14 protein-coding genes are annotated in these 17,176 nt (G+C 67.3%); 5 read left to right on the forward strand and 9 right to left on the reverse strand.

The window, feature by feature from the left end; translation table 11 throughout:
* Positions 1–16 precede the first annotated feature (16 nt).
* The 3 genes from JQT59_RS11055 to shbA form a co-directional block, all read right to left on the reverse strand.
* Positions 17–307, reverse strand: coding sequence for a ubiquitin-like small modifier protein 1 (locus tag JQT59_RS11055; RefSeq protein WP_213576175.1), 291 nt, complete (start codon positions 305–307; stop codon positions 17–19).
* Positions 304–1,404: a WD40/YVTN/BNR-like repeat-containing protein gene (locus JQT59_RS11060; RefSeq protein ID WP_213576176.1), complete on the reverse strand. Its 1,101-nt coding sequence runs from the start codon at positions 1,402–1,404 to the stop codon at positions 304–306. Before JQT59_RS11060 ends, JQT59_RS11055 begins: the two co-directional genes overlap by 4 nt.
* Positions 1,405–1,466: 62 nt before the next feature.
* Positions 1,467–2,057 (reverse strand): RNA polymerase sigma factor ShbA, encoded by a 591-nt coding sequence (shbA, locus tag JQT59_RS11065; RefSeq protein ID WP_213576177.1) that lies wholly within the window; start codon positions 2,055–2,057, stop codon positions 1,467–1,469.
* A gap of 177 nt (positions 2,058–2,234) precedes the next feature.
* Here shbA and JQT59_RS11070 point away from each other — a divergent pair, with 177 nt between their 5' ends.
* Positions 2,235–3,422 carry an ATP-binding protein gene (locus tag JQT59_RS11070; protein WP_159927345.1) on the forward strand — a complete coding sequence of 396 codons (1,188 nt, stop codon included), beginning with the start codon at positions 2,235–2,237 and terminating at the stop codon, positions 3,420–3,422.
* A 78-nt stretch (positions 3,423–3,500) separates the two neighbouring features.
* Here the strand turns inward: JQT59_RS11070 and JQT59_RS11075 are convergent, their stop codons facing one another.
* Positions 3,501–3,929: a CBS domain-containing protein gene (locus tag JQT59_RS11075; RefSeq protein WP_159927347.1), complete on the reverse strand. Its 429-nt coding sequence runs from the start codon at positions 3,927–3,929 to the stop codon at positions 3,501–3,503.
* A 241-nt stretch (positions 3,930–4,170) separates the two neighbouring features.
* Between JQT59_RS11075 and JQT59_RS11080 the strand changes: the two genes are divergently transcribed.
* A complete protein-coding gene (locus JQT59_RS11080) occupies positions 4,171–4,857 on the forward strand; it encodes a M50 family metallopeptidase (protein WP_249354586.1) in 687 nt (228 codons plus the stop codon).
* A gap of 16 nt (positions 4,858–4,873) precedes the next feature.
* On the opposite strand, the gene JQT59_RS11085 is transcribed toward JQT59_RS11080, so the two are convergent.
* The gene (locus JQT59_RS11085; protein ID WP_109333855.1) at positions 4,874–5,881 is read right to left on the reverse strand and encodes an NAD(P)H-dependent glycerol-3-phosphate dehydrogenase; all 1,008 of its coding nucleotides are present in this window, start codon (positions 5,879–5,881) and stop codon (positions 4,874–4,876) included.
* 128 nt (positions 5,882–6,009) lie between these two features.
* Here JQT59_RS11085 and JQT59_RS11090 point away from each other — a divergent pair, with 128 nt between their 5' ends.
* A complete protein-coding gene (locus JQT59_RS11090) occupies positions 6,010–7,632 on the forward strand; it encodes an FMN-binding glutamate synthase family protein (RefSeq protein WP_213576179.1) in 1,623 nt (540 codons plus the stop codon).
* Here JQT59_RS11090 and nhaA read toward each other — a convergent pair.
* The 3 genes from nhaA to JQT59_RS11105 form a co-directional block, all read right to left on the reverse strand.
* Positions 7,623–8,924 carry a Na+/H+ antiporter NhaA gene (gene nhaA / locus JQT59_RS11095; RefSeq protein ID WP_213576180.1) on the reverse strand — a complete coding sequence of 434 codons (1,302 nt, stop codon included), beginning with the start codon at positions 8,922–8,924 and terminating at the stop codon, positions 7,623–7,625. The two genes, JQT59_RS11090 and nhaA, sit on opposite strands and share 10 nt — an antisense overlap.
* Positions 8,925–9,010: 86 nt before the next feature.
* Positions 9,011–9,838 carry a class I SAM-dependent methyltransferase gene (locus JQT59_RS11100; protein WP_213576181.1) on the reverse strand — a complete coding sequence of 276 codons (828 nt, stop codon included), beginning with the start codon at positions 9,836–9,838 and terminating at the stop codon, positions 9,011–9,013.
* A 119-nt stretch (positions 9,839–9,957) separates the two neighbouring features.
* Positions 9,958–12,657 carry an AAA family ATPase gene (locus JQT59_RS11105; protein WP_213576182.1) on the reverse strand — a complete coding sequence of 900 codons (2,700 nt, stop codon included), beginning with the start codon at positions 12,655–12,657 and terminating at the stop codon, positions 9,958–9,960.
* Positions 12,658–12,780: 123 nt separating this feature from the next.
* Here JQT59_RS11105 and JQT59_RS11110 point away from each other — a divergent pair, with 123 nt between their 5' ends.
* The gene (locus JQT59_RS11110; protein ID WP_213576183.1) at positions 12,781–14,715 is read left to right on the forward strand and encodes a 2-oxoacid:acceptor oxidoreductase subunit alpha; all 1,935 of its coding nucleotides are present in this window, start codon (positions 12,781–12,783) and stop codon (positions 14,713–14,715) included.
* 5 nt (positions 14,716–14,720) lie between these two features.
* A complete protein-coding gene (locus JQT59_RS11115; RefSeq protein ID WP_213577635.1) occupies positions 14,721–15,785 on the forward strand; it encodes a 2-oxoacid:ferredoxin oxidoreductase subunit beta in 1,065 nt (354 codons plus the stop codon).
* Here the strand turns inward: JQT59_RS11115 and JQT59_RS11120 are convergent.
* Positions 15,782–17,119: an MFS transporter gene (locus JQT59_RS11120; RefSeq protein ID WP_213576184.1), complete on the reverse strand. Its 1,338-nt coding sequence runs from the start codon at positions 17,117–17,119 to the stop codon at positions 15,782–15,784. The two genes, JQT59_RS11115 and JQT59_RS11120, sit on opposite strands and share 4 nt — an antisense overlap.
* Positions 17,120–17,176: the final 57 nt, after the last annotated feature.

The following is a 17,176-nucleotide window of genomic DNA, read 5'->3' on the forward strand; positions in this document are numbered from 1 at the left end:
GCACGTGCGGTGAGTGTCAGCCTCCGGCGACCGACTGCAGAATCTGTATTTCCTGTCCCGGCGCCACTTCGGTGCTCACGCCGCTCAGTAGGCGAACGTCCTCGCCGTCCACGTAGACGTTGACGTACCGGCGCAGGGCGCCCGTCTCGTCGCGAATGCGCCTGCCGAGCACCGGGTATTTCTCGGCGAGAACGTCGAGGACGGCGGCCACTGTCGCCACGGAGTCGAGAGCCACGTCGACGGTGCGTTCACCGCCCACGATCGAGGCGAGGGCGCGCGGAACCCGAACGGACACGGCCCCGGTCACGGCGCGGCCACTACCGCCGCGCGCACACAGAGGACGTCGGGCAGGTGTCCGGCCACCTCGGTGAACGTGGCGCCCTCGTCGGCGCTCGCATACACGGCACCGCCGCGCGTACCGAAATACACTCCCACCGGGTCGGCGGTGTCGACGGACGCGGCGTCACGCAGCACCACGTTGTACTCGCGTTCCGGTAAGCCACGGTCGAGCCGGGTCCAGGTATTGCCGGCATCCTCGCTGCGGTACACGGCGAGGCGGCCGTCCGGTGGGATCCGTTCGGCGTCCGCCTCGATCGGCACCACCCACACCGTGCCCTCGCGAGACGGGTGGGTGAGCATGACGAAACCGAAGTCCGACGGCAACCCGTCGGCAATCGACTTCCACGTGTCGCCGTTGTCGTCGGATCGGTACACGCCGTGATGGTTCTGCGCATACAGCCGATTCTCGGACACTGCGTCACGGGCGATCTTGTGGACGCATTGCCCGAACTCCGGATTCGGATCCGGCAGGAAGCCCGCCGAGATGCCCGCATTCCGCGGCTGCCAGGTGCGGCCGCCGTCAGTGGTGCGGTAGACGCCGCCCGTGCTCATGGCGACGTGCACCGTCTCCGGGTCGCGGGGATGCGGAACCACGGAATGAGCTGCAGCGCCGCCGAACCCGGCACCCCACTGCGACCGGTGCGGGTGGTCCCACAGTGCGCGCTCGAGTTCGAAGTGCTCGCCGTTGTCCAGGGATCGCCACACCGAAATCGGTTCACAGCCCGCCCATACGACACCGGGCCGGTCTTCGCTGTCCGGTTGGAGTTGCCAGATTCGCTCGAGCGCGGCGTCGTCGGTGTCACCGAATCGGATCGCCCCGTGGTCGGGTTCGACCCATGTGGCGCCCAGGTCGTCGGAGTGCGCGACGGTCGGTCCCCAGTGCTCCGACCGGACCCCCACGAGAATGCGGGTGCGGCCCGCGCGGGTGTCGATGCCGATGCTGGGGATTTCGTGCATCAAGAAATGTGGGCCCGAAAACGACCACGCGGTGCGGTTTCGGCTGGTGGCCAGCCAGAGGCCCTTCTTGGTTCCGATCGCGAGCAAAACTGTGTCGGCTGCGCTCATCGTTACATCGGACCACTCGGTCCGGCGAATGGCAATGGTGCGATCGCACCTCGATGGCCAGGTCAGCTGGCGAGAGAATGCGACGCGTGGATCCGGGACCGCAGGTGGGCGAGCGCGCGGTGCTGGGCGACGCGAATGGCCCCGGGGGTGGTGTCGAGTACGCGCGCGGTCTGTTCGGCGGACATCCCGACCACGATGCGCATGAACACGATCTGCTGGTGCCGGACCGGGAGCGTCTGCACCAGTTCGTCCATCTCCCCCCGAAGTTCGGCGCGCAGCACGTGGTGCTCGGGCCCCTCGTCGATATCCACGGTGTGATGCGCGGTGGCCGATTGTGCAGTGGGCACCGACAGGCGATTGGCGCGCCGACGGGCATCGGACACCTTGTGTGCGGCGATACCGAAGATGAACGACAGCAGGGATTTACCTTCGTCGCGGTAGGTGCGCAGTGCGCTCATCAATGCGAGGGAAACGTCTTGGGTGACGTCGTCGGCCGAGGCGTGCGGGTGTTCCACCGATTCGAGTCGGGACGTGCAGTAGCGATGCACCACCGGGTGGGCGATGCGGAGAATCTCCTCCACGGCCTCCTCGTCCCCGACGGCGGCGAGGGGTGCGAGGCGCTCGAGCTGCGCTCTGACGTCCGTCTCGATCATGGTGTTCTCCCGTTCCGTGTGACTGCTTCCAGCCTCGGCGGAACGGGCGCCCGTCGATAGGCACCGAAGGGTGACGAACACCCACCCCCTCGTGCGCGTCGTGGACTTCATAGCGGGATCTAGGACACGCGCTAGATGTCCGCAGATTCGGCTATCGAGGTTGTTACCTTCGAGGCCATGGACCCCGTCCGTAATCCCTACGCCCCCGGTGCAGGCCAGCGTCCACCGGAGCTCGCGGGCCGAAGCAGACAGCTCGACGCGTTCGACGTGGTGCTCGAGCGGATCGCCCGCGGCCGTCCGGAACGCAGTGTGGTGCTCACCGGACTCCGCGGAGTCGGGAAGACGGTGCTGCTCAATCATCTGCGGTCGGCGGCCATCTCCCGCAGCTGGGGAACCGGCAAGATCGAGGCCCGCCCTGACCAGGACGTGCGCCGACCGCTGTCGTCGGCGCTGCACATGGCTGTGCGCGAGATCGCGGGGGCACACCGCAACCCCGATCGAGTCGAGGAGTTCCTGGGCGTGCTGAAGTCGTTTGCGTTGCGGGCGACGGCGGACAAGGGCATGCGGGAGAGATGGCAACCCGGGATCGACGCCCCGGCCGTGAAGGGTCGGGCGGATTCGGGAGACATCGAGATCGATCTGGTGGAATTGTTGCTCGACGCCTCCTCGCTGGCGCGAGATGTGGGCGTCGGGATCGCGCTGTTCATCGACGAGATGCAGGACCTCGGTGCCGCGGACGTCTCCGCGATCTGCGGCGCGTGCCACGAACTCAGCCAGGACGCGGCGCCGCTCATCGTGGTCGGTGCCGGTCTCCCGCACCTCCCTGCGGTGTTGTCGGCATCGAAGAGTTACTCGGAGCGCCTCTTCAGTTACCACCGCATCGACCGGCTGGACCGGGCGTCGGCGGATCGCGCGCTCATCGCGCCCGCGGAGCGGGAAGATGTGAAGTTCGCCGATGAGGCCTTGGATGCGTTGTACGCGGCCGCCGACGGGTATCCCTATTTCGTGCAGGCGTACGGGAAGGCCACCTGGGATGTGGCTGCGGCCAGCCCGATCACCGAGGAAGACGTGCGGGTGGCGGCACCGACCGCGGAAGAGGAACTCGCGGTGGGGTTCTTCGGTTCCCGCTACGAGCGCGCCACCCCGGCCGAGCGCGAGTACATGCGGGCGATGGCGGATCTCGCCGGCGACGACGGCCCGGTCGCGACAGCGGCGATCGCCGCCGAACTCGGTCGTAAACCGGCCTCGTTGTCACCCGCCCGGGACGGGCTGATCAAGAAGGGATTGATCTATTCGGCCGAGCGCGGATCGATCGGGTTCACCGTCCCGCATTTCGGCCGGTATCTGCGCGGCCAGAGTGACTGAGGGATCGGTAGTGCAATCTACCGCTTTCTAGGCTCATCGCTAGAGAGTCGAATACGACGCTAGCGGGAGTCGTGGAGGTCAGCCCTGATCGATGTAGTGCTCGAGCTGGTCGCGTTCGCTCTGCAGCTCGCCGATCCGGCTCTTCACCACGTCACCGATGCTGACGATGCCGACGAGCTGCCCCTCCACCACCACGGGCAGGTGCCGAATCCGGCGCTCGGTCATGGTCTCGGCGAGGCTGTCCACACTGTCGGTGGGCAGACAGGTGAACACCGAGGTGCTCATAATGTCCGCGACCCGTGCCTTCAGCACGTCGGGTCCACGTTCGTGAATCTTGCGCACGACGTCGCGCTCGGTCACGATGCCGACCAGCGAGCCCTTCTCGAGCACCACCAGCGCGCCGACATTGTGCTGGGCGAGCTCGTCGACGACGCTGCTCACCGACGTATCGGCGTCGACCGTCGCTACCGCCGTACCCTTGCTCCGCAATACATCCGCGATCCGCATCTGGACACCCCGATCCATCCGCACTCGTACCCGCCGGGTCGATCGCGGGCAACTATCGAGCCTAGGCCAGCGCTACCGTAGCTCTCCGCATGTTTACCTACTCGTGACCGTAGCCTTGCGAACGATCCTGCTCCTCGGGCCACGCCGCTCCTCCGTACACTCGGCGCCGATGACTCGAGTGAGCGGGGCCGCCGCATACGACGCGGCGGGTGTAGACGGTATTCGATCGCTGTGGGAGCGCGTGAGCGCGATCAGCCCCACCCCGGCGACGTGGATCGTCCAGGTGGTGGCAGTGGTAGCGGTGGTGCTCGTACTCGAGCCCCACGCTTGGCGCATCACGCGCAACGTGGTGACGATCATCCACGAGGGTGCGCACCTCGTGGTCGCGCTGCTCTTCGGTAGGCGACTGAAAGGTGTCCGGCTGCACTCGGATACGTCCGGGGTCGCGATCTCGTCGGGCAAGCCCACGGGACTAGGTGTCGTTCTCATGACCTTTGCGGGGTATGTGGGTCCCGCGGTCCTCGGCCTCGGCGCAGCTTGGGTGCTCGGTACCCGTCATGCCGTCGCGGTGCTCTGGATCGGGGTGGTGGCACTCGCCGCCATGCTGATCCTGGTTCGGAACCTCTACGGGCTGTTCTCCCTCACCGTCGTCGGGGCCCTCCTGTTCGGTTTGGTCTGGCTCGGCACGGAGCAACAACAAGTGGCGGCTGCCTACCTGATCACGTCCTTCATGCTGGTGGCGTCGCCGCGGCCGGTCATCGAACTACAGCGGAGTCGGGCACGGCGGGCCGCCCCAGACTCCGACGCCGATCAGCTGGCGCGGCTCACCCGTGTTCCCGGCATCGTCTGGGTGGGTCTCTTCCTGCTGGTCAACATCGGATGTCTCCTGCTCGGGGGCTGGTGGATTCTCCGTCCGGTCTGGGCGTGATCGGGTGCCCCGCTCGTCACGCGACCTCGTGCTCACTGCCCGCGGCGACCTTGCGCAGGCCGCGGTAGGCACCTTCCGCCGTCTGTCGCCCCGCCACCACGGCTTCCACCTCGGCGGCGATAGGCATGTCCACGCCGTGGTCACGGGCGAGTTCCATGACGGTCGGTGCGGTCTTGACACCCTCCGCGACCTGGCCGAGTTGGGCGACGGCCTCCTCCACGGTCAGCCCGCGGGCCAGCGCTTCGCCCACCCGGCGGTTACGGGAACTGGGGCTCATGCACGTCGCGATCAGGTCACCGACACCGGTGAGGCCGGCGAAGGTTCGCGGGTTGGCGCCCATCGCCTCGCCGAGCCTCGTCATCTCGGCCAGCCCTCGGGCGAGCACCATGGCCCGCGTGTTGTCGCCGACGTCGAGTCCGTCGGCCATGCCCGACGCAATGGCCACGATGTTCTTGAGCACGCCACCGAGCTCGCACCCGAGCACGTCGGTGTTGCGGTAGACGCGGAAGACGGGGGACGCGAACAGTGGCTGCAGGGCGGTGGCCACTCGAACGTCCTGGGTAGCCACGACGGAAGCAGCGGCAAGTCCGTCGACGATCTCGCGAGCGATGTTCGGCCCCGCGAGGAGCCCGACGGGATGGCCGGGGAGGCATTCCGCAATCACCTCGGTGGGACGCAACCGGGTGCCGGGCTCGAGTCCCTTGGCCAGCGACAGCACCGGTACCCACGCGCGCACCTCGTTGGCGATCTGCGAGAGGGTGCCGCGGACGGCATGTGAGGGCACCCCGACGACGAGGACGTCTGCCTCCTGCGCTGCCTCGACGAGGTCGGCGGTGGCGCGCATCGAGTCGGGGAGGACGCGGTCACCGAGGTACCGGGAGTTCCTGTGGACGGTGTTGATCTCGTCGGCGGTGTCCGAGCTCCGCGCCCACAAGAGGGTCGGTGTGTTCCGCGCCGCCAGTCCGGCCACAGTAGTTCCCCACGAGCCCGCTCCGAGAACGACGACGCGTACCGGCCGGGCCATTATCGATCACTCCTGTATCGATCACTCCTGGGGCGAATAGGTTTCATACCGACAAGCGTGGCACCGGAAGCCGGCGACCACACCGAAATCGCCAACGGCGCCCCCGGACCGCGACGTACGGTGGCTTCATGAAGTGGTCGAACGCCCTCGGGATCCCGGCCGCCGCGCTGGCCGCCGTGGCCTCGTATGACCTGCTCCAGCGACGGCACGCTCTGCTGCGCAATTTTCCCGTCCTGGGCCACGGCAGATATCTGCTGGAGTCGCTCGGGCCGGAGCTTCGGCAGTACATCACGACCAACAACGACGAGGAGCGTCCCTTCACCCGCGATCAGCGTCGCTGGGTGTACGCGTCGTCGAAGAAGGAAACCAACACGTTCGGGTTCGGCACGGACAACGACATCGAGTTCACCGACGGCTACACCATCATCAAGCACCGCACGTTTTCCGACATCGCCCCGTCAGCCGTTCCCGGGGGTGGTGACACACTTCAGCTTCCGTCGGCCAAGGTTCTGGGTGAGGCACGCGGCCGGGCCAAGGCCTTTCGTCCACACTCACTCGTCAACATCTCGGCGATGAGTTTCGGCTCGCTGTCGTCGGCGGCGATCACCGCCTTGAATCGCGGTGCCACGGCGGCGGACTGCCTGCAGAACACCGGTGAGGGCGGGCTGTCTCGGTACCACCGGAACGGTGCGGATCTGGTGTTCCAGATCGGTACCGCCTACTTCGGGTGCCGGGACGAGGACGGCCGGTTCGATCTCGATCGACTGATGTCCCTCGTCGACTCCGCCCCGGTACGGGCCATCGAGATCAAACTCAGCCAGGGTGCGAAGCCGGGCCTCGGTGGCCTGTTGCCCGGCGCGAAGGTCACGGCCGAGATCGCCGAGATCCGCGGCGTCCGGGAAGGCAGCGACTGTGTCAGTCCTTCACGGCACACCGCGTTCCACGACGTCGACAGCATGCTCGACTGGGTGGAACTCGTCGCCGCCGAGACGGGACTGCCGGTGGGCATCAAGTCGGCCGTCGGAGACTCCCGGTTCTGGGAATCGCTGATCGAGGAGATGACCCACTCCGACCGGGGCGTCGACTTCGTGACGATCGACGGCGGCGAGGGAGGCACGGGGGCGGCGCCGCTGGTGTTCACCGACGCGGTCTCGTTGCCGTTCCGCAGTGGATTCGCCCGGGTGTACTCGATGTTCGCCGAGGCGGGACTCACCGACGGCGTCACGTTCATCGGCTCCGGGAAACTCGGCTTGCCCGACAACGCTGTGGTGGCGATGGCTCTGGGCTGCGACATGATCAACGTTGCCCGCGAGCCGATGCTCGCAATCGGCTGCATCCAGGCCCAGAAATGTCACACCGATCGATGCCCCACGGGAGTGGCCACCCAGAGCAGCTGGCTGGAACACGGCCTCGACGCCCAGGCGAAGTCGGTGCGGGCCGACAACTACATCCGATCGCTGCGGCGGGACGTGTTCAAGGTGGCCGAGGCGTGCGGAGTCGCACATCCCGGACTGATCACGGCTTCGGATGTGGAGGTCGCGGACGGCAACCGCCGCGCGACTACTCTCGCCGAGCTTTACGGTTACCGGGACGGGTGGGGACTTCCGGGACTCGCCGATCGCGACGAGATCACCCGGCTGATGGCCGAATACGCGGCCGGTCCGGTCGGGGAGACCGGCTCATCCGACGCGCAGACGAAGCCCGGAACTACCGGGGCCACCGGAACTACCGGGGCAGACGGTCACCGCTGATACACGTCGGGGATGCCGTCGCCGTCGTCGTCCCGGCTCTCCGCAAGCGCGATGGTGCGGTAAGCGCCGTTGCGCATTCGCAGGACCGCCGCGGCCAGGACCGCGGCGGTCAACGATCCGGTCAGTACGCCCACCTTGACGTGATCACCCCGCAGGGAGTCCATGCCGAAAGCGAGGTCGCCGACGAGGAGGGAGACGGTGAACCCGATGCCGCCGAGCAGGGCGACTCCGAGGACGTCGAGCCAGGCGAGGCCGGAGTCGAGGGTCGCCCGGGTGAACCGCGACATGAGGTAGGTGGTGCCGAAGATTCCGACCGCCTTGCCGATCACCAGGCCGGCGACGATACCGAGCGCGACCGGGTCGCGTAGTGAGGTGCTCAGTCCGGAGAATCCGCCGATGGTGACCCCTGCGGCGAAGAAGGCGAACAGTGGCACTGCGAATCCCGCCGAGATGGGCCGAATTCGATGCTCGAAGTGTTCGGCCAGACCGGGTCCGGCCTCGGGACCGCCGGCCTTCTCACTGCGCATCACGGGAACGGCGAAGCCGAGGAGGACGCCTGCCACGGTCGCGTGAATCCCCGACTCGTGCACGAGGATCCACGTGGCCGCGGCGAGGGGCAGCAGGATCCACCAGGAGCGAACGCGTCGTTGCACGGCAACGGTGAACAGTGCCAGTGGGATCAGCGCGAGAAGCAATGGACCGAACGCGAGCTCGTCGGTGTAGAAGACGGCGATCACGGTGACGGCCAGCAGGTCGTCTACGACTGCGAGGGTGAGGAGGAAGGTGCGCAGGGCTGCCGGAAGGTGAGTGCTCACGATGGCGAGGACGGCCACCGCGAACGCGATGTCGGTGGCCGTCGGAATCGCCCAGCCGGCGAGCGCCCCCTCGCCGGTGCGGGCGTTGACCAGAACGAAGACCAGCGCGGGGACGGCCATGCCGCCGACGGCTGCGGCGATGGGAAGAGCGGCGCGGCGAGGATCACGCAGGTCGCCGGCCACGAACTCCCGCTTGAGTTCGAGGCCCACGACGAAAAAGAAGATCGCGAGCAGACCGTCGGCGGCCCACGTCCCGAGCGAGAGGTTCAGGTGCAGTGAGGCCGGCCCCACGGTGGTGTCGCGCAGCGCCGTGTACCCGTCGGACCACGGCGAGTTCGCCCAGACCAGAGCGATGACCGAGCCGATCAGGAGCAGCGCTCCGCCCACCGTTTCCTTGCGGAGGATGTCCGAGATCCGTGCGGTCTCCGCCCACGATCCGCGGGAAAACAGCGTCGATCGGGTCTGGGATTCGTTCACGGCACACTCCTGGAAATCGGGTCGACAAAATACTTGCCGACCAGACTTCCCGGCGCACCGTTGACGACCCTACCGTCCCGGGGTGGTCACCGTCTGCGCGCGGTCACCAGGAGGTACTCCCATTCCATGGCGGTCCCGTCGAAGTGGCGTCGCGCGAGGTCGGCGAGTTCACCGTCCAGTGCGGCCACCCGCTCCGGGTCACCGGCAATGTTGCGGTACACGGCGATCGTGGGGCCGTAACGCTCCTTGAAATAGTCGCGGAACTCCTCGGGCGTCGGAAACTTCTCGACGTGCAATGTCTGCCGCGTCGACGTCAGATCGGTGACTCTGTCGCCGAACAACGCCCGGACGTGTTCCTCGCGACCCCAGAGCGGTGGGGGTTGCGCGCCGGGTGGGGGAGCAGGGGCATACGGTTTCATCGTCGCGAACATCTGACCGATGAAACCCTCCGGCGTCCAGCTGAGCAGTCCGATCCTTCCACCCGGACGACAGACACGGACGATCTCGTCGGCGCTCTGCTGGTGGTGCGGCGCGAACATGACACCCACACAGGACATGACGACGTCGAACTCCTCGTCGTCGAAGGGCAGTGCCTCGGCGTCCGCTTGCTGCCATTCGACAGCAGCCCCCGCCGCAGCAGCCTCCCGGCGTCCCACATCGAAAAGTTCCGGGGTGAGGTCGCTGGCGACGACGTGTCCCCCTGCGAGCGCGGCAGGAATAGCGGCGTTGCCCGACCCCGCTGCGACATCCAGTACGTGGTCGCCCGACCGCACCTCGCACGCTGCCACCAGCACCGGTCCGAGGTCCGGGATCACCTCGCCGGCCAGCGACGGGTAGTCGCCGAGCGCCCACATGGCGCGGTGCCGGGTTTTCAGCTCGCGGTCGGCCTCGACCGCGTCGATCGTGTCCTTCATCTCGAAGACCTCCTGTGGTCGGATGGGCGCCTGGTTGTCAGGACGCTCAGGTGCCAGCCTTCGCGCAACGGGTGCCCGGGAAAAGGCACCCTGGGGTGGTTTCCGGCCCCCGCCCGACCTCAGCCGTCGTTGCGGAACTGCGCCGCGAGTTCGCTGCGGGAGCGAACGCCGAGTTTCGCGTAGACCCGTGTCAGGTGGTACTGCACCGTCTTGACCGACAGGAACAGTTCTCCCGCTGCCTCCTTGTTGCTGGCACCACCTGCGACGAGTTCCGTCACCGCCTGTTCCTGAGGCGTCAGGTCCGCGAGTGAGACACGACTGCGCTCGAGGTTGAGTCCGCCCGCCTTGATCTCGCGGTCGCACCGCAACACGTACGACGTTGCGCCGAGGGCCGAGTATCCCTCCCGCGCGGCCTGGATCACCGCATCGGCCTCACGGCGTTTACCGGCCCGTCGCAGGGTCTGGCCGTACGCGAAGTTGACCCGGGCGCGGTCGTAGGGCAGGGGCAGCGTGTCGAGATGCTGCAGTGCTTGCTCGAAGACGGCTCGGGCGGCGTCGATATCGCCGCGGGCACCGAGTATGCGTCCGCGGGCATAGCCGAGCCGCGCCTGGGCGGAACGGTGCTGTCGCGCTGCGGCCCGTTCCTCGTGGGGGATGAGGAAGGTGTCGGCGTCGTCCACCCTCCCGACCATGACGAGCGCATTCGCGTAGACGTCCGGCCAGTGCCAGAACCCGGGTTCGTCGACGCCCTCTCGCGGCTGGAGCCGGGTGAGGGGTTCGAGTGCGCGAATCACCGTGGGGTAGTCGGCTTCCACTTCGGCGCACTGGGCGCGTGCCAGCGAGGAAGGTAGGAACATGATCGGGTAGTCGTGGAGGCTCGCGGCCGCCCGCCGGAGGTGGTGCTGTGCGGCATCGCGGTTGCCACGCAGCGCCTGCGTCTGTGCTCCCGTCCAGTGCACGAGTGGCCGCAGTAGGTCCAGCCCGACATCCTCCAGCTGACGCGCGGCACGTTCGACGGTGGTCACAGCTCCACTCCAGTCACCGAGGGCGAACTGGGTGCGTGCCAACCAGGCCTGCGCCCACAGCGAAATACGGGCAGACCCCATCCGGAATGCCGTCGGCACGGCACTTTCGAGTTCCTGCCGCGCGGCCTGCGGTTCGTCCAACGCCAGGTCGAGCCACCCTCGGGCCATCTCGAAGCGTTGCGACTGGGCGCCCAGTGCGACTGTGGCCGACAGGTGGTCGTACGCGGCCCGCGCCTCGGTTGTCTTGCCCGTCGCTGCCAGTCCTAGGCCCATGATCGCCGCGGATTCCACGGCCGAAGGATCGCTCGGGTCGACGAGTGACACTGCCCGCGAACCCCACTGGACGAGGTCGGGCCCGTGCCACCGGGCCAGGGAGTCGAGGACCCGGCGCTGACAGATCAGTGCGGCGGTCGCCGGATCCGCGGCGGGGTCGCAGGCAGACCACGACTGCGTGAGCAGCAGGTCGGCCTCCGCGGGGCGGCCTCGCTGGATGGCCAGATAGCCGAGGACGGCGTCACGGAGCGGGCTTGCGGGGAAGCTTTCGATCTCGGGTGCGAACGCGATCGCCTGCGGCAAATTTCCGGTCCCGACCAGGGCGTCGACGGCGCGGATGAGGCGTTGCTCTCGCATTCGTCGGTCTGCGCTGAGACGGCTCGACTTGATCAGGGCGTCCGCGACGGCGGACCAGGCCCCGACCGTGGCCCGGTGGACGGCGTGGCGGTCGAGTTCATCGGCGAGTTCGGGGTCGGGAAACGGCGACGCGGCGGCCAGATGGTCGAGGCGCTGACTGTCGTCGTCGACGATGCGTGCTGCGTGCTCGTGCAGGTCGCGCAGACGGATCGGGCCGAGGTCCCGGTAGACGGCGGCCCGAGTGAGTGCCGACGGGAACACCAGCACGGTGACGCCGCGATGCTCGCCCATCGTCAGCAGTCCCGCTCGGTGCGCCTCGTCGAGTGCTTCGACGGGATTCGCGATGTCCGCAAGTTCGGCGGCATCGGCGAAACGCGGATCACCGACGAGGACGGAGGCCGATTCGACCAGGGCGCGCGCGGGCGCCGAGCACGCCGTGAGCCGCGAGCGCACCGACGCGGTGACCGCCCGGGGGACGGGCAGCACGGGTTGCCAGTGGGACCAGGCGTCCGGATCCACTTCGTGCAGGAGTTGCGTGACGTGTCGTGGATTTCCGGCCGTGTGCTGCGTGAGCTGGTGCGCTACGGGAGCTGGAAGGTCCACGTGCGCAATACGGTTCGCGAGTGTTCGAATGTCGGACGCATCGAGGGGCGGGACGCACAGCCGGTGACGGTGATGTCTGTCGAGGAGCTCGAGCACGTCGGGCGAGACGTCGGCGGTCGGTTCCGACGTCGTGATCAGAACCAGCATGGCAGGGCGGTCGAGAAGAGGAGTCGCCGACGTGACGGCCTGCAAAGATTCGAGGTCGGCCCAGTGTGCGTCGTCGAGCACGACCACGACCTTCTCCCCGGGAAGTGTGGTCACCGCGGCGGCGAGCTCGTGGGCGACGCCCAGAGGATGTCGTGCGGTACCTGCGGACCCCAGCAATTGCTCGACCACGCCGAACGGGTGCCCCGTCGCCCAGGGCGTAGACACTGCGGCAAGCGTCGGTACCTCGGAGTGCGCTGCAAGGAACGCCTCGACGAGCGTGGTCTTGCCGATGCCGGCGGCCCCTTCGACCAGCACGACGGCCGGCATGTCGGGAGTCGCCCCGTGCAGGAAAGCCTCGAGACTTGCGAGCTCACGCGAACGGCCGACGAGTTCGCTGTTGGCTGGGTCACTCACAAGGCTCACCGTATCGCGACGCGATTTCGGGCGGGTGCCTGGCAGAACGGCGGAACGCTTGTAACGTGAGGTGAGAAGCAGCTGATCGACACGGACGCAGCAGTCGAGAGATCCGGTGCACTTATGACGACGGACGCGAACTCCACCAAGCTGGAGCGGGTGGTGATCCGCTTTGCCGGCGATTCGGGTGACGGCATGCAGCTGACCGGGGACCGGTTCACCTCGGAGGCGGCCGCATTCGGCAACGATCTCGCCACGCAACCGAACTTCCCCGCCGAGATTCGTGCCCCGCAGGGCACATTGCCCGGGGTGTCGTCGTTCCAGATCCAGATCGCCGACTACGACATTCTCACCGCCGGTGATCGCCCCGATGTGCTGGTGGCAATGAACCCGGCCGCGTTGAAGGCGAATCTGCCCGACCTGCCGCGCGGCGGGATGATCATCGTCGACATGGACGGGTTCACCAAGCGGAACCTGTCGAAGGTCGGGTATGCGGCCAGTCCGCTCGAGGACGATTCCCTCGCGGACTACACGGTGCACCCGGTCCCGATGACGACGCTGACGGTGGGCGCGGTGCAACCTGCGGGCCTGAGCCGAAAAGACGGTGAGCGGGCCAAGAACATGTTCGCGCTCGGATTGCTCTCGTGGATGTACAACCGGCCCACACGCAGTATCGAGCAGTTCCTGCGCACCAAGTTCGCGGCGAAACCCCAGGTTGCGGAGGGTAACCTCCTCGCCTTCACGGCGGGGTGGAATTACGGGGAGACGACGGAAACCTTCGCCACCACCTACGAAGTCTCGGCCGCGACCCTGCCGCGGGGCACCTACCGTCAGGTGACCGGCAACACCGCGCTGGCCTACGGAGTGGTGACGGCAGCGCAGCTGGCCTCGCGCGAGGTGTTCCTGGGTACGTACCCGATCACTCCGGCGTCGGACATCCTGCACGAGCTGAGCAAGCATCGAAACCTGGGTGTCACCACCTTCCAGGCGGAGGACGAGATCGCCGGTATCGGGGCGGCCCTCGGGGCGTCGATCGGCGGGGCGCTGGGGGTGACGAGCACGTCCGGGCCGGGCCTGGCGCTGAAGAGTGAGGCGATCGGGCTGGCGGTGATGACGGAGGTGCCGTTGCTGGTGATCGACGTGCAGCGCGGTGGGCCGTCCACCGGACTGCCGACCAAGACGGAACAGTCGGATCTGCTGCAGGCGATGTACGGGCGCAACGGTGAATCGCCCGTCGCGGTGCTGGCGCCCCGGTCACCCGCCGACTGCTTCGACACCGCCGTCGAGGCCGCGCGGATAGCCCTCACCTATCGCACGCCGGTGCTTCTGCTGTCCGACGGTGCCATCGCGAACGGCAGTGAACCGTGGGCTGTTCCGAATGTGGCGGACATGGACCCGATCGACGTGGACTACGAGAAGGTGCCTCCGCCGGAGGGGGTGTTCGCGCCCTACGCGCGCGACCCGGAGACGCTGGCCCGCGCCATGGCGGTGCCGGGCACCACCGGGCTCGAGCACCGGATCGGTGGGCTCGAGAAGGCCGACGGCAGCGGTGACATCTCCTACGATCCCGCCAACCACGACCTCATGGTCCGGCTGCGGCAGGCGAAGATCGACGGCATCACCGTCCCGGACGTGGTGGTCGACGATCCGTCCGGTCAGGCGGAGTTGCTCTTGATCGGGTGGGGTAGTTCGTACGGTCCCATCGGTGAGGCGTGCCGCCGGGCCCGGCGGGAGGGGAAGAAGGTGGCCCGGGTGCACCTGCGACACCTCAACCCCTTGCCGTCGAATCTCGGTGCGGTGCTTCGCAGTTATCCCACAGTGGTGGCACCCGAAATGAACCTGGGGCAGCTGGCGATGATTCTTCGGTCGAGGTACCTCGTCGATGTGCAGTCGGTCACCAAGGTGCAGGGTCTCGCGTTCCTCAGCGACGAAATACACAGGGTGATCGACGCGGCGCTGGCGGGAACGTTGCGCGAGCAGGAGCTGGCCAAGACCTCCGACGCGCTCGCTTCGGCCACCTATCGGACGAACCGCCCCCGGCAGGAGGAACCGGCGTGACCCAGATGATCAATCGCATCGGGAGGACTCTCGGGCTCAGCGCGACCGCGCACGTCCCACACACCGATGTAGCGCAGAAAGCCAAGGACTTCACCACGGACCAGGAGGTGCGGTGGTGTCCGGGCTGTGGCGACTACGTCATCCTGGCCACGATCCGCAGTTTCCTGCCGGAGCTCGGCCTGAAGCGCGAGAACATGATGTTCGTCTCCGGCATCGGATGTTCGAGCCGGTTCCCCTACTACCTCGACACGTACGGCGTGCACTCGATCCACGGCCGTGCCCCGGCCATCGCGACCGGGCTGGCGGTTACGCGTCCGGACCTGTCGGTGTGGGTGGTCACCGGTGACGGTGACGCCCTCTCCATCGGTGGCAACCACCTGATCCACGCGTTGCGACGCAACGTGAATCTGACGATCTTGTTGTTCAACAACCGGATCTATGGCCTCACGAAGGGCCAGTACTCACCGACCTCGGAGGTCGGGAAGGTCACCAAGTCCACCCCGCTGGGGTCGGTGGACCACCCGTTCAACACGTTGTCCCTGGCGCTCGGTGCCGAGGCGACGTTCGCGGCCCGCGCCCTGGACTCCGACCGCAAGGGCCTCACCGAGGTACTGCGTGCGGCCACGGCGCACCGGGGCACGTCGTTCGTGGAGATCTTTCAGGACTGCCCGATTTTCAACGACGGCTCGTTCGACGTGCTCCGCAAGGATGGTGCGGAGCAGCGGCTGATTCCATTGACCCACGGAGAACCGATAGTGTTCGGGAACGCTGGCGAATACTGCGTCGTGCGTGCCGGTTTCGGTCTGAAGGTGGTCGAGACCGCCGACGTCGACCGTGACGAGATCGTCGTGCACGACGCCCATACCGATGATCCCGACTACGCGTACGCCCTCTCGCGGCTGTCCGACCAGGACCTCACCCACACGGTGACCGGCGTATTCCGCAGCGTTGTGCGCGACACCTACGACGATGCGGTACGCAGGCAGAACGACCTCGCCCGCGAGAGGGATCCCGTAGACGACGGCTCGCTCCAGCGGCTTCTGACCGGTCACGACACCTGGACCGTTTAGGCGGTGACGGGCGCAACCTCGGCGCGGAGGGCGACTCGTGCGCGCGGTACGAAGAACGTGACGAAGGCGCCCAGTACGGCAATGCCCGCGAACACGGAGAATGCGACCTGGCTGCTGATCCCTGCACTGATGAGTGCGCCGCCGATGAGGGGTCCGAAGATCCCGCCCAATCGGCCGAATCCGGCGCACCATGCCACTCCCGCAGCGCGGGCAGAGGTCGAATAGTAGTTGGACACGAAACCGTAGATCAGCACCTGAGTTCCGATCGTGCCCACTCCGGCAACCGCAACCGAGGCGAGCAGCACCGGGAGCGGGAATCCCAGGGTGAGCACCACCAGCGCGACCGCAGCGAGGAAGAACGTGGCGGCCACGACGCGCTGAGGGCCGATACCGTCGGCGATCTTGGAGGCGATCAGACCGCCGATGATGGCGCCGCCGTTGAGGACCAGCAGGAAGGACAGTGACCCCTTGGCGTTGAAACCAGCGTCTCCCATGATTTTCGGCAACCAGGTGTTGAGTCCGTAGGTGAGGAGGAGACCGGAGAAGCTCATCACACCGAGAAGTCCTGTCGCCCAGGCATACCGTCGGGTCGCGAGGGCCGCGAATCCGACCTTCTCGACCGAAGCGTGTTCGAGGGCGATCTCCTCTGCGTCGGGCATGGGGATACCCGTGTGTTCGGAGATGCGGCGGGCCTGGTCATCGTGCCCGCGTGCGACGAGCCACTTCGGGGACTCCGGCAGCTTCATGAGGGCCAGTGGCAGCAGCGTGACGAGCGGGAGTGCGCCGATCCAGAACAGGCCGCGCCAGCCGATCGCGTCGCGGAGCACTATGGCCAGCAGAGATGCGAGCACACCGCCGGCGGGTACTCCGCTGTAGACGATGGCGTTGTACAGATTGCGTTTTCCGGGAGGCGCGAATTCGGCGACCATCGCGCCCACGGTGGCGACGAGTCCACCGACACCGATCCCGGTGAAGAATCGGAGCAGTCCGAAGGTGGTGATGCTCGTGGCAAGCGCCGCGAGCCCCATACCCACGGAGAACCACACGATGTTGATCAGCATCATCCGGCGGCGGCCGAGATAGTCGCCGATGGCGCCCGACGCCAGCGCGCCGACCATCACACCGACGAGGGCGTAGGAACCGAGCGCGCCGGCCTGGGCCGGCGAGATCGCCCCGAGTTGACTGGGGTCGTCGAGCAACATCGGGAGGATGGTGCCGTAGACGACGAGGTCGTAGCCGTCGAAGACGATGGCGATGGTCGCGAGTGTGACGATCCAGGTGACGGCCCTGCGATGGCGAGGGCTTGCCCAGCTGTCGGTCGTGGACGGGTTCATGATGATCTCCGCTCGGGAAGTGTGACGGCGAGCCGGATTGCCCGCCGATGAGGCGGT

The sequence above is a fragment of the Rhodococcus sp. USK13 genome, assembly GCF_018343855.1.
GTDB lineage: Bacteria > Actinomycetota > Actinomycetes > Mycobacteriales > Mycobacteriaceae > Rhodococcus_F > Rhodococcus_F oxybenzonivorans.

What these genes read in the sequence shown, in the direction of transcription:
- JQT59_RS11060 (WP_213576176.1), bottom strand. Translation starts at nt 1,404, where the DNA reads ATGAGCGCAGCCGACACAGTTTTGCTCGCGATCGGAACCAAGAAGGGC.
- shbA (WP_213576177.1), bottom strand. Translation starts at nt 2,057, where the DNA reads ATGATCGAGACGGACGTCAGAGCGCAGCTCGAGCGCCTCGCACCCCTC.
- JQT59_RS11070 (WP_159927345.1), top strand. Translation starts at nt 2,235, where the DNA reads ATGGACCCCGTCCGTAATCCCTACGCCCCCGGTGCAGGCCAGCGTCCA.
- JQT59_RS11075 (WP_159927347.1), bottom strand. Translation starts at nt 3,929, where the DNA reads ATGCGGATCGCGGATGTATTGCGGAGCAAGGGTACGGCGGTAGCGACG.
- JQT59_RS11085 (WP_109333855.1), bottom strand. Translation starts at nt 5,881, where the DNA reads ATGGCCCGGCCGGTACGCGTCGTCGTTCTCGGAGCGGGCTCGTGGGGA.
- JQT59_RS11090 (WP_213576179.1), top strand. Translation starts at nt 6,010, where the DNA reads ATGAAGTGGTCGAACGCCCTCGGGATCCCGGCCGCCGCGCTGGCCGCC.
- JQT59_RS11100 (WP_213576181.1), bottom strand. Translation starts at nt 9,838, where the DNA reads ATGAAGGACACGATCGACGCGGTCGAGGCCGACCGCGAGCTGAAAACC.
- JQT59_RS11110 (WP_213576183.1), top strand. Translation starts at nt 12,781, where the DNA reads ATGACGACGGACGCGAACTCCACCAAGCTGGAGCGGGTGGTGATCCGC.
- JQT59_RS11115 (WP_213577635.1), top strand. Translation starts at nt 14,721, where the DNA reads ATGATCAATCGCATCGGGAGGACTCTCGGGCTCAGCGCGACCGCGCAC.
- JQT59_RS11120 (WP_213576184.1), bottom strand. Translation starts at nt 17,119, where the DNA reads ATGAACCCGTCCACGACCGACAGCTGGGCAAGCCCTCGCCATCGCAGG.